Source organism: Anaerobacillus sp. ABR4_321 (genome assembly GCF_056158505.1).
Genome location: NZ_JBSWTK010000001.1, coordinates 1,486,209 through 1,499,812 on the forward strand (window position 1 = coordinate 1,486,209; position 13,604 = coordinate 1,499,812).

17 protein-coding genes are annotated in these 13,604 nt (G+C 43.9%); 12 read left to right on the forward strand and 5 right to left on the reverse strand.

Annotated elements, in window-relative coordinates:
- From ACXADT_RS07735 to ACXADT_RS07750, 4 genes are read left to right on the forward strand one after another with little or no spacing between them, the layout of a single operon-like run.
- Positions 1–720: a ThuA domain-containing protein gene (locus tag ACXADT_RS07735; protein WP_474834043.1), complete on the forward strand. Its 720-nt coding sequence runs from the start codon at positions 1–3 to the stop codon at positions 718–720.
- A 24-nt stretch (positions 721–744) separates the two neighbouring features.
- Positions 745–1,773 (forward strand): Gfo/Idh/MocA family protein, encoded by a 1,029-nt coding sequence (locus ACXADT_RS07740; protein ID WP_474834045.1) that lies wholly within the window; start codon positions 745–747, stop codon positions 1,771–1,773.
- Positions 1,774–1,777: 4 nt separating this feature from the next.
- The gene (locus tag ACXADT_RS07745) at positions 1,778–2,815 is read left to right on the forward strand and encodes a Gfo/Idh/MocA family protein (protein WP_270179864.1); all 1,038 of its coding nucleotides are present in this window, start codon (positions 1,778–1,780) and stop codon (positions 2,813–2,815) included.
- 26 nt (positions 2,816–2,841) lie between these two features.
- Complete coding sequence (locus ACXADT_RS07750) at positions 2,842–3,810, forward strand: sugar phosphate isomerase/epimerase family protein (protein WP_270179863.1); 969 nt, start codon at positions 2,842–2,844, stop codon at positions 3,808–3,810.
- Between the two features lie 52 nt (positions 3,811–3,862).
- On the opposite strand, the gene ACXADT_RS07755 is transcribed toward ACXADT_RS07750, so the two are convergent.
- A complete protein-coding gene (locus ACXADT_RS07755; protein ID WP_474834048.1) occupies positions 3,863–4,684 on the reverse strand; it encodes an SDR family oxidoreductase in 822 nt (273 codons plus the stop codon).
- A gap of 692 nt (positions 4,685–5,376) precedes the next feature.
- Here ACXADT_RS07755 and ACXADT_RS07760 point away from each other — a divergent pair.
- Positions 5,377–5,565: a hypothetical protein gene (locus ACXADT_RS07760; RefSeq protein ID WP_474834050.1), complete on the forward strand. Its 189-nt coding sequence runs from the start codon at positions 5,377–5,379 to the stop codon at positions 5,563–5,565.
- 50 nt (positions 5,566–5,615) lie between these two features.
- Here the strand turns inward: ACXADT_RS07760 and ACXADT_RS07765 are convergent, their stop codons facing one another.
- On the reverse strand, positions 5,616–5,744 hold the full coding sequence (locus tag ACXADT_RS07765) for a hypothetical protein (RefSeq protein ID WP_270179860.1): 129 nt from the start codon (positions 5,742–5,744) through the stop codon (positions 5,616–5,618).
- Positions 5,745–5,757: 13 nt separating this feature from the next.
- A complete protein-coding gene (locus tag ACXADT_RS07770) occupies positions 5,758–6,765 on the reverse strand; it encodes an NAD(P)/FAD-dependent oxidoreductase (RefSeq protein ID WP_474834052.1) in 1,008 nt (335 codons plus the stop codon).
- Between the two features lie 370 nt (positions 6,766–7,135).
- On the opposite strand from ACXADT_RS07770, the gene ACXADT_RS07775 reads away from it, so the two are divergent.
- The 5 genes from ACXADT_RS07775 to ACXADT_RS07795 all read left to right on the forward strand — a co-directional run bounded on the left by ACXADT_RS07775 (position 7,136) and on the right by ACXADT_RS07795 (position 10,380).
- Positions 7,136–8,338: an NAD(P)/FAD-dependent oxidoreductase gene (locus ACXADT_RS07775; protein WP_270179858.1), complete on the forward strand. Its 1,203-nt coding sequence runs from the start codon at positions 7,136–7,138 to the stop codon at positions 8,336–8,338.
- 170 nt (positions 8,339–8,508) lie between these two features.
- Entirely contained in the window at positions 8,509–8,979 is a 471-nt protein-coding gene (locus ACXADT_RS07780) for an NUDIX domain-containing protein (RefSeq protein WP_474834054.1), read from the forward strand.
- A gap of 140 nt (positions 8,980–9,119) precedes the next feature.
- Complete coding sequence (locus ACXADT_RS07785) at positions 9,120–9,260, forward strand: YuiA family protein (RefSeq protein ID WP_270179856.1); 141 nt, start codon at positions 9,120–9,122, stop codon at positions 9,258–9,260.
- A gap of 95 nt (positions 9,261–9,355) precedes the next feature.
- A complete protein-coding gene (locus tag ACXADT_RS07790) occupies positions 9,356–9,673 on the forward strand; it encodes a YuiB family protein (protein ID WP_474834056.1) in 318 nt (105 codons plus the stop codon).
- A gap of 110 nt (positions 9,674–9,783) precedes the next feature.
- Positions 9,784–10,380, forward strand: coding sequence for a 3D domain-containing protein (locus ACXADT_RS07795; protein ID WP_474834672.1), 597 nt, complete (start codon positions 9,784–9,786; stop codon positions 10,378–10,380).
- A 37-nt stretch (positions 10,381–10,417) separates the two neighbouring features.
- Here the strand turns inward: ACXADT_RS07795 and ACXADT_RS07800 are convergent, their stop codons facing one another.
- Positions 10,418–11,218 carry a cobalamin-binding protein gene (locus tag ACXADT_RS07800; protein WP_474810686.1) on the reverse strand — a complete coding sequence of 267 codons (801 nt, stop codon included), beginning with the start codon at positions 11,216–11,218 and terminating at the stop codon, positions 10,418–10,420.
- 9 nt (positions 11,219–11,227) lie between these two features.
- Positions 11,228–11,713 (reverse strand): divergent PAP2 family protein, encoded by a 486-nt coding sequence (locus ACXADT_RS07805; protein WP_474834058.1) that lies wholly within the window; start codon positions 11,711–11,713, stop codon positions 11,228–11,230.
- Positions 11,714–11,798: 85 nt separating this feature from the next.
- On the opposite strand from ACXADT_RS07805, the gene ACXADT_RS07810 reads away from it, so the two are divergent.
- Positions 11,799–12,176 carry a DUF309 domain-containing protein gene (locus ACXADT_RS07810; protein ID WP_474834060.1) on the forward strand — a complete coding sequence of 126 codons (378 nt, stop codon included), beginning with the start codon at positions 11,799–11,801 and terminating at the stop codon, positions 12,174–12,176.
- 81 nt (positions 12,177–12,257) lie between these two features.
- A complete protein-coding gene (locus tag ACXADT_RS07815; protein ID WP_474834062.1) occupies positions 12,258–13,577 on the forward strand; it encodes a Na+/H+ antiporter family protein in 1,320 nt (439 codons plus the stop codon).
- Positions 13,578–13,604: the final 27 nt, after the last annotated feature.

Consider the following 13,604-nt stretch of genomic DNA (forward strand, 5'->3'; position numbering starts at 1 on the left):
ATGCTTAATGTAACAGTATGGAACGAAAATCGTCATGAGCAACAAAACGAGGAAGTAAGAAGCGTATATCCGAACGGGATTCACGGTGCGATCTCTGACTTTCTAAAAGGCGACCATCGCGTTCGGACTGCAACGCTCGATGAGCCGGAACATGGATTATCTGAAGAGGTTTTAAACGAAACAGACGTTTTACTCTGGTGGGGACATATCGCACATGAGGAAGTATCAGATGAAGTCGTGGAGCGAATTCACAATCGTGTGCTAGATGGGATGGGGTTAATCGTGCTCCACTCTGCACACTTCTCAAAAATATTTAAGAAGCTGATGGGCACAGGTTGTGATTTAAAGTGGCGTGAAGCAGATGAAAAAGAACGGATTTGGGTAGTCGATCCTTCTCATCCAATCGCTGAAGGGATCGGTGAGAAGATCGAGTTAGAGAAAGAAGAGATGTATGGAGAGCACTTTGATATTCCAGCACCTGACGAGCTTGTTTTTCTAAGCTGGTTCGAAGGCGGCGAAGTATTTAGAAGTGGCTGTACATATAAGCGTGGACAAGGAAAAATCTTTTACTTTAGACCTGGACATGAAACATATCCAACGTATTATAACGAGGAAATACAGCGCGTGATTCAAAATGCGGTGGCATGGGCAACTCCTACGAAACGTTCGAAACCAGTCTATGGAAATGCAAAGCCGCTCGAAACCATTTCAGCAAAATAAGAGGGAGATCGAGGAGGAGTAACCATGAAAACATTAAAAATTGGTGTTATTGGGTGTGGAAGTATTGCGAAGCATCGTCATATACCAGAATACGCAGCGAACAAGAACGTTCAGATCGTTGCGGTGTGTGACATCGTTAAATCTAGAGCTGATGAAATCGCTTCTCTATATGGTGCGACATCATATGAGAATGTTGAAGATGTTTTACAAATTGAAGAAATCGACGCAATCAGTGTTTGTACGCCAAACTATTTACATGCACCGATTTCCATTGCTGCGCTAAAAGCAGGGAAGCATGTTCTTTGCGAAAAACCGATGGCGACATCGAAAGAAGACGCTGAGCTCATGATCGAGACGGCACGTGAACACGGAAAGCAGCTTATGATCGCTCATAACCAGCGATTCGTCCCGTCTCATGCAAAAGCGAAGGAGTTACTAGCAAGCGGTGAACTCGGCAAGGTGTATAGTTTCAGAACAGCATTTGGACATCCAGGACCTGAGGGATGGAGCGTTGACGGTAAGGAAAGCTGGTTCTTCGAAAAAGAAAAAGCATTTATTGGAGCAATGGGAGATCTAGGTGTTCATAAAACAGATCTTATTCGCTATGTGCTAGGCGAAGAAATCGTAGAGGTAGGCTCGTTTGTCGAAACGAGTGCAAAGGATTTTGCGACGGTCGATGATAACGCAGTTTGTATCTTAAAGTCTGAAAGCGGAGTTGTCGGTACGCTTGCTGCGAGCTGGGCGTACACAGCGAGTGAAGATAATTCCACGATCATCTATGCAGAAAAGGCGATTCTTCGTTTAGAAGATGATCCAGTTAACTCACTCGTCGTTCAGTACCAAACAGGTGATGTTGTAAAATACGAGCTCGGCGGTATCCAGACAAACGAGAGTGGTGGACAAACAAGTTCACAGGTTATCGATCGCTTTGTTGATAGCATCGTTTCAGATAAGGAAAGCCCAGTAAGCGGAGATGAAGGGATGAAATCACTTCAAGTCGTACTAGCAGCACTCGAATCAAACGAAACAAAGAAAATCATTAACCTGAGGTGATCACGTGAGTAAATTACGAATGGGGATCATAGGATCTGGCGGGATTGCTCAAGGTCGCCATATTCCAGCATACCAACAACTCTCTGAACAAGTAGAGTTGTTTGGTGTGTATGATGTTAACACTGAAAGAGCAAAAGAAGTTTCACTTTTATTCAACATACCGAATGTCTATGAAGAAGTTGCTGAAATGCTGAAAGAAGTGGATGCGGTAACGATTTGTACACCGAATAAATTCCATGCGGACCTCGCGATACAAGCGCTGCAGGCAGGCGTACACGTATTATGTGAAAAGCCGATGGCGATGACCGTTGAAGAATGTGATCGAATGATCGAAGCGGAAAAAGCGTCAGGAAAAGTGCTTTCGATCGGCTATCACTATCGCTTTATGAAGGAGCCGCGCGCCGCTCGTCAAGTGATCGTCGAAAGAGAAATCGGTGATCCGATGGTAGCGAGAGTACAAGCCCTTCGCCGCCGAAAAGTACCTGGCTGGGGAGTGTTCACAAACAAGCAGCTTCAAGGTGGAGGAAGCTTGATCGACTACGGCTGTCACTTCCTTGATCTCAGCATGTGGCTAATGGGCAACCCGAAGCCAGTCGAGGTGACAGGCACCACGTACAACCGATTAAGTAAAACTCCTGAGCAAGTGAACCTGTGGGGCGGATTCGACCATGAAACGTTCAATGTTGATGATCACGTCACGGCTTATATCAAATTCGATAACAACATTTCTCTCTTGTTCGAAACGTCCTGGTCCGCGAACATTGCGGAGGATAAAGAGACCGTCAGCATTTCAGGAAGTGAGGGAGGACTCGATGTTTTTCCTTTCGAATTGAACAAAGCGAAGTACGGCATGCTTCTGAACAGTAGCAGCCAGTGGGTGCCAGGTGAGGACGATCCAGGCTTACCTCAAGCGGCAAACTTTGTGAATAGCTGTCTTGGATTAGAAGAACCGATCGTGAAAGCGGAAGAAGCAAGGGCCGTTTCACAAGTGATCGAAGCCATTTATGAAAGCTGTGAAACAGGGAGAAGCGTTCGTCTATAAATTATTTTAAAAATAGGAGTGAGACGATGAAACTCGGCGTATTTACTGTTCTTTTTTCTGATAAATCATTTGAAGAGATGCTTGACCACGCCAAAGCCTCTGGACTAAAAGCGGTTGAAATCGGCACGGGTGGTTATCCAGGCAATGCCCATTGTAACCTTGATGAACTGCTAGAGAGCGAAGAAAAGCGTGCTGCATACCTTGAAAAAGTAGAAGAGAGAGGGCTTGAAATCAGTGCGTTCAGCTGCCATGGAAACCCGATCTCACCTGATAAGGCGTTCGCTGAGGAGTGTCATGAAACATTCGTCAAAACAGTGAAGCTCGCTTCATTGATGAATGTCCCAGTCGTTAACACATTCTCCGGTACACCGGGTGATCATGAAGACGCGAAGTTCCCCAATTGGCCAGTTACACCTTGGCCAGCGGAATATTCAGATGTATTGACTTGGCAGTGGGAAGAGAAGCTCGTTCCATATTGGAAAGAGTGGGGTCAATTTGCGAAGGATCATAACGTTAAAATCGGATTAGAGCTACACGGTGGCTTTCTCGTCCACACGCCTTACACGATGCTGAAGCTTCGTGAGCTTACGTGTGACGCAGTGGGAGCAAACCTCGACCCAAGTCATATGTGGTGGCAGGGCATCGATCCTGTTGCAGCGATTAAAATCCTTGGTAAAGAAAATGCCATTCACCATTTCCATGCAAAAGATACTTACATCGACCAAGATAATGTAAACATGCATGGCTTAACGGACATGCAGCCTTATGGTGAAGTGAAGACCCGGGCATGGACGTTCCGATCTGTAGGATGTGGCCATAGCAACCGCGAGTGGTCGAACATGATGAGTGCACTTCGCACCTATGGATATGATCATGTTGTAAGTATCGAACATGAGGACCCGCTCATGTCGATCGAAGAAGGTTTCCAGCGCGCAGTGAGAAACTTGCAATCTGTTTTGATCGAAGAACAGCCGACTGAAATGTGGTGGGCTTAAGATACAGTATAAAACCCCCGATTCCATTTTTGATGGATCGGGGGTTTTATTGTTATTCGGTTCCTTCTTTCCATTCGTTATCGATCAGCATCTTACCAGGCCACGTGTAGGCCATGATGCCACCATCAGCTGCGATGTCTTCTCCAGTAACGTAAGAGCTATCGTCAGAAGCCAGGAAGAGAGCTACCTTTGCCATTTCCTCAGGACGTCCCAATCTCCCCATAGGCGTTACCCATTTGTTAGCTTCTCTGAATTTCTGACCCATTTCTTCATCCTTTGATCCAGCTAATTTATCGATGAGCGGGGTTTCAATCGTACCAGGTGAGATGGAGTTGACTCGTATGCCCTCTCTCGCATAATCGATCGCCATTGCTTTTGTGAAGTTCGTGATGCCGCCTTTTGCCGCATTGTATCCAGAGCGATCGAGGTCAGCTGCTCGTCCTGACATAGAAGACGTATTGATGATCGATCCGCCCTTATCGAGCATGAGTGGAATTAAGTATTTACTTGTTAGGAACGTACCGCGTAAATCCACCGATATAATACGGTCGAACAATTCGGTTGGGTATTCGTGTACCTTGCCACCTTCCTGATCCACACCAGCGTTATTGAAGAGTACATCGATCGCACCGAATTCTTCCTTCACTTTCTTTGCAAAAGCTGAGACGCTATCTTCGTCAGAAACATCGACTTGATAGGTTCTGACTTGTGCGCCTTCGCTATTTATTTCTTTTGCCGTTTTTTCCATTTCTTCCGTATTCACATCTGCCAACAGGACTGTTGCCCCTTCTTTGGCAAAAAGCTCTACCGTTGCTTTCCCAATTCCAGTAGCGCCGCCTGTTACGACAGCGGTTTTATTTTCTAATCTCTTCATAATCGTGCCTCCCCATATAAACATAATAGGCTCTTTCCCGCTGGTAGGGAGGTGTAATCATAAGATTGTGCTGGGGTGGTGGTATAGGGTGGGAAGGAGGAGGTGCGTTTTGGTTCGCTGATATAATTGCGGAATCGCTGATAAAAGTAGGGGTTTCGCTGATATAGTTGGATTTGCGCTGATAAAAGAGGGAATATCGCTGATAAAATTCAAATTGCGCTGATATATGGGGCGGGAGGTGTATTATTGCGAGCTGGTTTGGCTAATAAAATTGATTTTTGGACAATAAATGCTGGTTTTGGCTAATAAATCTCTATTTTAGCTAATTAAAAGGAAAAGTGGACAATAAACAGTGAATCGCACCCCAGCAGTCACAGCAGAAAAATCTGTTTCGCGGATATCCTGTCCAGTTTCGCGGATAAAATCTAAATTTCGCGGATATCCCATTAAAATCGCGGATATCACCCTCACTAAGGCCTTCAATCCAACCTGAAACCGCGTAAAACCCACTTGCTACGCTTTTAATTCCAAGTACAACTCCTACAAAACTGCTCCAACCACGTTCAACGAATAAACAGCCACGACAAAAGGTAAATCCTGGGCACTATGTAAACTTTTACGCATATCTCCCTATCTCTCAGGATGATAAACTTAATGTATTATGTAATGAATTTGGGGGGATCATGTTGTTCTTGTTAAAGATACGTGAGGAGAATTCAGGTCATTTAGAAACACAAAGTATCGATATTCGCTATCGTGCAAATGTGGAGTTTAAGAGACGCACGTTAGATTATTCGAACCGACCTGGTCGTTATGAAATATCGTTACATCATGAGTCAGGTGAATCACTCTTATCAACAAAAGTAGGACTTGGCTGGTAAAACATTATACATATTGAAACCCCGTGCCATCGCACGGGGTTTTCGTATGTTTAATGAGAAGAGTGGAAAAGGTGGTGTCGAACGGATTTCCAGTCTGGTTTAGGTGTATGTTTCAAGCTTTGGAACAAGGAGTAGCCGAGACCTGCGGCCATTACGATGATAAATAGTAGTTTGACCATCAAGATGCCTCCTTTATTTTTTCTTATCGAACAAGCTCGTACTGTGCATCGGCTGTACTTTGGCATCCGGATCCATATACGATTTTGCGTTATTTACTGCTGTAGGTGCTTCGCCAAATCCTGAAGCGATAAGTTTTACCTTACCTTCGTATGTAGCGACGTCACCAGCGGCGTAAATTCCTGGGATGTTCGTTTCCATCTTAGAGTTTACAACGATGGAGTTCTTCTCGATATCGAGTCCCCATTCCTTAATAGGGCCAAGAGAAGAGATGAAGCCATAGTTCACAATGACAGCATCAACGTCTTTTGTGATCTCTTCATCTTCTTTAGCATGTTTCAGAACAACTTGATTGATACGCTCGCCATCACCGATAAATTCGCTGATGTTGTATGGCGTTTGAATGTTAACAGAAGAGTTCATCAACTGTTCGACACTATGCTCATGTGCTCTAAACTTGTCTCGACGGTGAATGAGCGTTACTTCTTCTGCAATCGGCTCGAGCATGTTCGCCCAGTCGACTGCGGAATCTCCGCCGCCTGCCACTAGCACTTTTTGTCCAGCAAATTTCGTTAAGTCGTTCACGAAGTAGTGAAGGTTTTTACCTTCATATTGATCTGCGCCTTCAACCTTCAGGCGGCGAGGTTGGAACGCACCTACGCCTGCTGTAATGATAGCGGCACGCGTGTAGTGCTCTGCTCCAGTATTCGAGCGAAGGTAGAGTGTGCCATCTTCCATCTGTTTCACTTCTTCAACAGATTCCTCAAGCACAACATCTGGATTGAATTGGTAAGCTTGTTCGATCAAGTTATCAACGAGATCTTGAGCCAACACTTTCGGAAAGCCAGCGACATCGTATATATATTTTTCAGGATAGAGAGCCGATAGCTGCCCTCCAAGCTGAGGCATACTTTCTATTATCTTAACGTCTAGCTGACGCATTCCACCGTAAAAGGCAGTGAATAGTCCAACTGGACCGCCACCAATTATGGTAATATCATAAACCTTTTGTTGGTCAGTCATTGTCAGTCCCCCTCATAAATTAATGAACCTTTCATTATTATAATCGTAATAAAAACGGAACTAAACCCCAATCATGAAAACACACCTAGAAGTTTTATTATAAGGGTTGAAAAACAAAATAAAAAAGAATATGATTAAAATTGAGCGTCAGAATTGAAGTATTTATGACAATATGCGTGCTAGAATAGCATTTTTTTCGATCTAGAACGTGAAATCTTTAACAATCTCTCTGATTCTTTTCTATTAAAATTTGAACATTGAGGGATAATATCCATAATCATAACGTTTATTGACGTTTCACGAATGGTCAGAACAGGAATCCAATCTGTAATGTCCAAAAAATTTCGGTAAAAAGGTGGATGTGATACTAGTGAGTAGGCCAAAAATCGCAATCCTAGGTGCAGGTTACGGTGGAATGATGACAGCGGTTCGCCTTCAAAAGGAAATGGGAACCAATGAAGTGGAAGTTACGCTTGTAAACAAGCATGACTATCACTACCAAACAACATGGCTTCATGAACCAGCAGCGGGAACAATGCATCATGACAAAACACGTATCATGATCGAAGATGTGATCGATACGAACAAAATCAAATTTGTACAAGACACTGTTGTAGAAGTTAAGCCAGATGAGAAGCGCGTTATTCTCGAAAACGGCGAGCTTGAATACGACTACCTCGTCCTTTCTCTTGGATTTGAACCAGCAACATTCGGTATCAAAGGCTTGAAAGAAAATGCGTTTAGCATCCGTAGCGTTAACTCCGTTCGTAAGATCCGTGAGCACATCGAATATCAATTCGCTAGCTACAACAATGAACCTGAACGTCGTGACGACCTTCTAACGATCATCGTCGGCGGAGCTGGATTTACAGGAATCGAATTTGTTGGTGAACTAGCAGAGCGCGTTCCTGAACTTTGTAAAGAGTTCGATATCGACCGCGATCGTGTAAGAATCATTAACGTTGAAGCTTCTCCAACAGTACTTCCTGGCTTCGATGAAGAACTAGTAGAATACGCGATGAACCTTCTTGAGCGTAAAGGCGTTGAGTTCCGTACGAACACAATGATCAAAGAAGTGATGGAAGACGGCGTTATTCTTGGTGAAGATGAAGAAGTGAAAGCAGCAACTGTCGTATGGACAGGTGGTGTTCAAGGTAACTCCATCGTAGCGGACTCTGGTTTCGAAACAAACCGTGGCCGTGTACCTGTTCGTAAAGATCAGCGTACGCCAGACTACGATAACGTATTTGTTGTTGGTGACTGTGCACTTATTATCAACGAAGAAATCGACCGCCCATTCCCACCAACTGCTCAGATTGCGATTCAAGCTGCTGGTGCAGTATCCAAGAACATCCTTAACCTTGTAAGAGGGAAAGAAACAGAAGGATTTGTACCTGATATCAAAGGTACAGTTGCTTCTCTTGGTAAAGGCGAAGCGATCGGTAAAGTTGGTAACAAGAAGCTATACGGTTCAACGGCTTCCGCTATGAAAAAGGTAATCGATAACCGTTACCTATTCATGCTTGGCGGACCAGGGCTTGTATGGAAAAAAGGTAAACTTAAGTTATTCTAAAAAATGAATGAGCTAAGAGGGCAAAGACGCGATGTCTTTGCCTTCTTTTTTAAGCGTACATAAGGAAAAGCAAAGGCTTAGACGTAAGCCTTGCTTTTCTATAATAAGGATAGGGGCTATAGTAAAGCTTATGAACGCACTGTTGAGATTATACCGGGGGGAATGATTGCTTGACTAAGAGAGGAAACGTCTGGTTAGGTGCAGCGGGCATCGTTGAAGAGAATGGAAAATATTTAGTTGTGAAAAAGAAATATGGTGGTCTAAAAGGAAAGTGGTCGTTTCCAGCTGGGTTTGTTGATGAAGGCGAGACGGTCGATGAAGCGGCGATTCGTGAAATTCATGAAGAAACCGGGATCGTGGCTGAACCGGTTAGGATTGCAGGAATCAGGACTGGCGTTATCAAAAACGAAATAAGCGACAACTTAGTCGTGTTTTATATGAAAAAATCTGGTGGCGACTTGAAAGCAGAAGAGGGAGAGATCGAAAAAGCGTGCTTTCTAACGAAAGATGAGCTTCTTCGAGACCCAGATACATCTTCAATGATTCCATATTTCTTAGGCGACAAGGAAGAATTCAAAACTGAAATGAACCCAGGAAATCAGTTTGGCTACACCACTTATAAGTTATTTCATAATCCGTAAAAACTGTTAGATTACAGACGGAATATTCTGATAATAAAGGTTGTATTCGCTTACATGGACGTATTTGGTCATATTTGAGGTTTTTCTTTTTCAATCATTCTTGTTATATTATCAGAAAATTAAGAAAAGGAGTGGTTGATTTGAGAAGACAGCAAAGAAAAGTAAAGGCAACAGATTGTCCTTACTGCCAGGGGAAGGGGTATTTTCAACTACTTCTTGGAGGATCGGAAACATGCGATAACTGTGGAGGTAGTGGAGCAAAGCAAAATCCAACAAACTAAGCGCCAATCGCGCTTAGTTTTTTTGTTCACGCTGTGTTCATTGACTAAAAGTGCGCAATCCAGTAAACTTACATTGATTAAATGGAGGTGAAAGGATGGCAATTCCACAGCTAATCATCTCGATGCTGCTCTTTATCGTATTGTTTTTTGGAATCGGATTCTTGCTCAATATGCTGTTGCGTTCAACGTGGATCATGGCAGTCGCATATCCGATTATCGTAATCATGATCGTTGATAATGTTCCGTTTTTCAATTATTTTTCTCAACCAGGCACCTCATTGCGAGCGCTTGGATCTGACTTGATATCTTTAGGGAGTGCAGATACAGTTATATTACTTTCTGGCTTAGTAGGAGCAATCTTTGCGGGTGTCGCAATTCGTATGCTTCGTGTCAGAGGATATCAAATGTTCTAGAAAAGCTTCGCCAGCCACTGGCAGAAGCTTTTTTTCGTATGGGTTTCTGAATAGCTTTGCTTTTCTCTGGACATGAATAGACCATGAGAGGAGTGAAGCAAGTGCGAGTTTTGATCGTGATGACAAAGGGCTTGTTTTTCACAAGTCTAGTTTTAGCAGCCCTTATTTCAACATATTTACTACTTTCCGGGGTACCGTTGAACGATTTGACCAACTGGTTCTTTCCGGATCAAAAAGTACTTACAACAGAAGAAAAGCCGAGAACGCTTGATAATTCACAGGATTGGTCACAGTTTCCTGTTCATACCGTAACAGCAACTGGATATACAGCCGGTGTAGAATCTACTGGAAAGAAACCAGATCATCCTGCATACGGGATTACGTATTCTGGTGTTAAAGTGACGAGAGATCTCTACTCCACGATCGCAGCAGACCCAGATACATTTCCAATCGGAACGATCTTGTTCATACCAGGCTATGGATATGGTGTTGTGGCAGATACGGGAAGTGCGATAACTGGAAACCGAATCGACCTTTATTACGATACCGTTCAGGATGTATACGATGAGTGGGGGAAGAAGACGATCGAAGTGTATGTTATCAAAAAAGGGGACGGTTCACTAACAGAAGAAGTGCTGCAGTCTTTGAATGAAGATGAATCGATGCAGGTATTCAGACAACAGTTATTGAATAAAACAAGTGATTAAAAACGACGGAGATCATGATCTCCGTCGTTTGTGCTATCTATGAAAGGAATGGGTCTTTTCCGTCGTAAGCAGGATAGTGATCAGGATGTAGAATGGAGGCAAGTTTTACTAACCCTGTAAGTAACCGTGGTGATGGCCTACAATAAAGCCACTCTTCAAGGATGTGGATCGGCGTTTCACCGAGCTCATCCCAACCTTCACGCTTTTTGACTACGACTGGGTTGACCTTCTTCTGGTGTACGCCTACCCAGGCGAGACAGATGTGGTCTGGCTTCCGACGAAGTACATCTTCCCAATCCGTTTGTACGGATGCGAGCTCTACGTCTCTGAAACTGTTTCTTGCACCAGCTAGTTCGCTGATTTCAGTCAGCCAATTTGTTTTCCCAGGCGTGAAGATCGGTTTTGGCCACCATTCCCAGTAGATTTCTGGCTTATGTTCGATCGAGGCACTGATTTCTTTATATTCTTCGATCATGTGCTCTATCCGTTCTGTAAGTGCAACAGCTTCTTCTCGTTTATTCGTTAATTCTCCGAGCGTTACGAGATCGTTGCAAATATCGTCTAACGAGTTGGGGTTCAGGACAGTGTAATTCAAGTTTAACGCTTCGAGCGCTTCAATATTTTTCTCCATTCCCGGTACGCTTAAGGAAGCGAGAATGAGATCTGGCTCTAACGCTTGAACTTTTTCCATATCGATCGAAAGGTCAGGACCAAGCCTAGGAAGTTCTTGAATCGATTCTGGCCAATCGGAGAAGTCATCAACACCAACAAGTTGAGAAGTTAAGTCAAGATACGCACAGAGTTCTGTATTGCTTGGGCATATTGAAACGATTCGCATAGGTCCTCCTTATGAGCCGATTTTGAATAAGTAATAAAGAATGATTGTTGCGACGATACCTAGAAGTCCGCCGACCAATACTTCGATCGGTTTATGACCAAGAAGCTCTTTCAGTTCTTCTACTTTCTCGCCCTCTTGTTTCTGAGGCCAGCTTTTGGCTTCTTCAATGAATTTGTTGAAGTCGAGTACGAGCTGATTGAGCACGATCGCTTGCTCTCCGGTTTGTCTTCTAACACCAGTCGAGTCGAACATCACGATGATACTAAACATCGCAGCCACGGCAAACACTGGAGAATCAAGTCCGGTTTCAAATGCTACACCTGTAGCGAGAGCTGTTGTTGCCGCAGAGTGAGAGCTTGGCATACCTCCCGTTGAATTCATCAACGACCAATCGATTTGTTTTGTTGCAATAAAATAGATCGGTACTTTTAAGAACTGAGCGAAAAAAACACCGAATAGTGCTGCCCAAAGTGGGAAATTAAATAAGATCTCCATTGGTGAAACATCTTCCTTTCTCATCTTACGTATGATTTACCCGAAGTCATTTCAACTCAATCACATGTAAGGGGGTGACCTCAAGGTGAAGTACCCGTATCCCCAAGAGTTTTATGATTTTCTTGTGGCGTTCAATGAACAAGAGTTTTATGTATGTCACGATCTCTTAGAAGAAATCTGGTTAACAGATCGATCGAACACGTTCGTGAAAGGCTTATTGCACCTATCAGTAGCTCATTACCACGATAGCTATGGAAATAGTAAAGGAACAAGGTTGATGATGCAATCTGCTAAGGATTACCTTACTCCCTATAAGCCTTTCCATTGGGACATCGATGTTTGTAACATCATCGCTCACATTGAAAATTGTCAGTCTATTATACCACATTCCGAGGCACGCTCAGTTGAAAAAGTTGATCAACAATCCTTGTTGCCCTACTTACTTATCGAGCAAGTAAATTGAGTTTGACACACATCCTCTTTCGTGTTAACTTATTAGTGATTTACCAAACTAAAGTAAAAGTTATGAAAGGTTGTTACATCAATGAACGCTGTTATTATAGCCGTACTCATCATGCTAGGGCTTAGCCTTTTTCGTATACATGTTGTTGTCGCTCTCGTTATCGGTGCAATCGTAGGTGGCCTGTTAGGCGGTATGTCACTCGATGACACGGTTGCCGCATTCACCTCTGGACTCGGGGGAGGAGCAACAGTTGCCTTGAGCTATGCATTACTAGGGAGCTTTGCAGTAGGATTATCAAGAACGGGATTACCGGAACTCATGGTTGAGAAGGCTTTGAAAGTCGTCAACCGACAAGGTGGAGATCGAAGGAAGGGACTTGCAAAAGTACTTATCTTGTTCATTATCTTATTGATTTCTTGTTTCTCTCAAAACCTTGTACCCGTGCATATTGCATTTATTCCAATTTTAATTCCACCGATTTTACAGGTGCTGAATGAACTAGGCGTTGACCGTAGAGCTGTAGCATCTGTTCTTACGTTCGGGTTGACTGCGCCTTATATTTTACTACCAGCTGGATTCGGGAAGATCTTTCACGGAATCCTTCAGTCTAATATGGCTGACAGTGGTATGGACATCGAACTCTCTTCTATTCCAACCGCTATGCTGCTACCGACTGCTGGGCTTGTAGTGGGACTATTCATCGCTGTGTTTATTACGTATCGCAAGTCTAGAACGTATAAGCAGCTATCCATCTCGCAAGAACCTCAGAAGGAACGTACGTATTCAAAACGCTCCATTACGTTCGCTCTACTCTCGGTTGTTGTCACACTAGCAGTTCAACTTCCCACTGAGTCGATGATCCTCGGTGCGCTCGCAGGTATCATCGTCTTATATGTGACAGGAAGCATCCGTTTGAACGAATCAGAAGAAGTGTTAACAGACGGAATGAAGATGATGGCATTCATCGGATTCGTGATGCTAGCTGCGAATGGATTTGCTGAAGTACTAAGACAAACAGGCGAAGTGGACCAGCTCGTCACGCAGGTGTCTGGCGTTATCGGTGATAACAAAGCTCTTGCTGCACTATTGATGCTGATCGTCGGATTGTTCATCACGATGGGAATCGGCTCATCATTCTCTACGATTCCAATCATCGCTGCGATCTATGTGCCGCTCGCCATGGAACTAGGATTCAGTCCGATGGCAACCATCGCACTCGTAGGAACAGCAGCAGCGCTAGGAGACGCTGGATCGCCAGCATCAGATAGTACGCTCGGACCAACATCCGGACTGAATGCGGATGGTCAGCACAATCACATCTGGGACACGGTCGTTCCAACGTTTCTACACTACAATATTCCGCTTATCCTATTCGGATGGATTGCGGTCATGATCTTTTAATGTGCAAACACAGGGGAGGAATTCCCT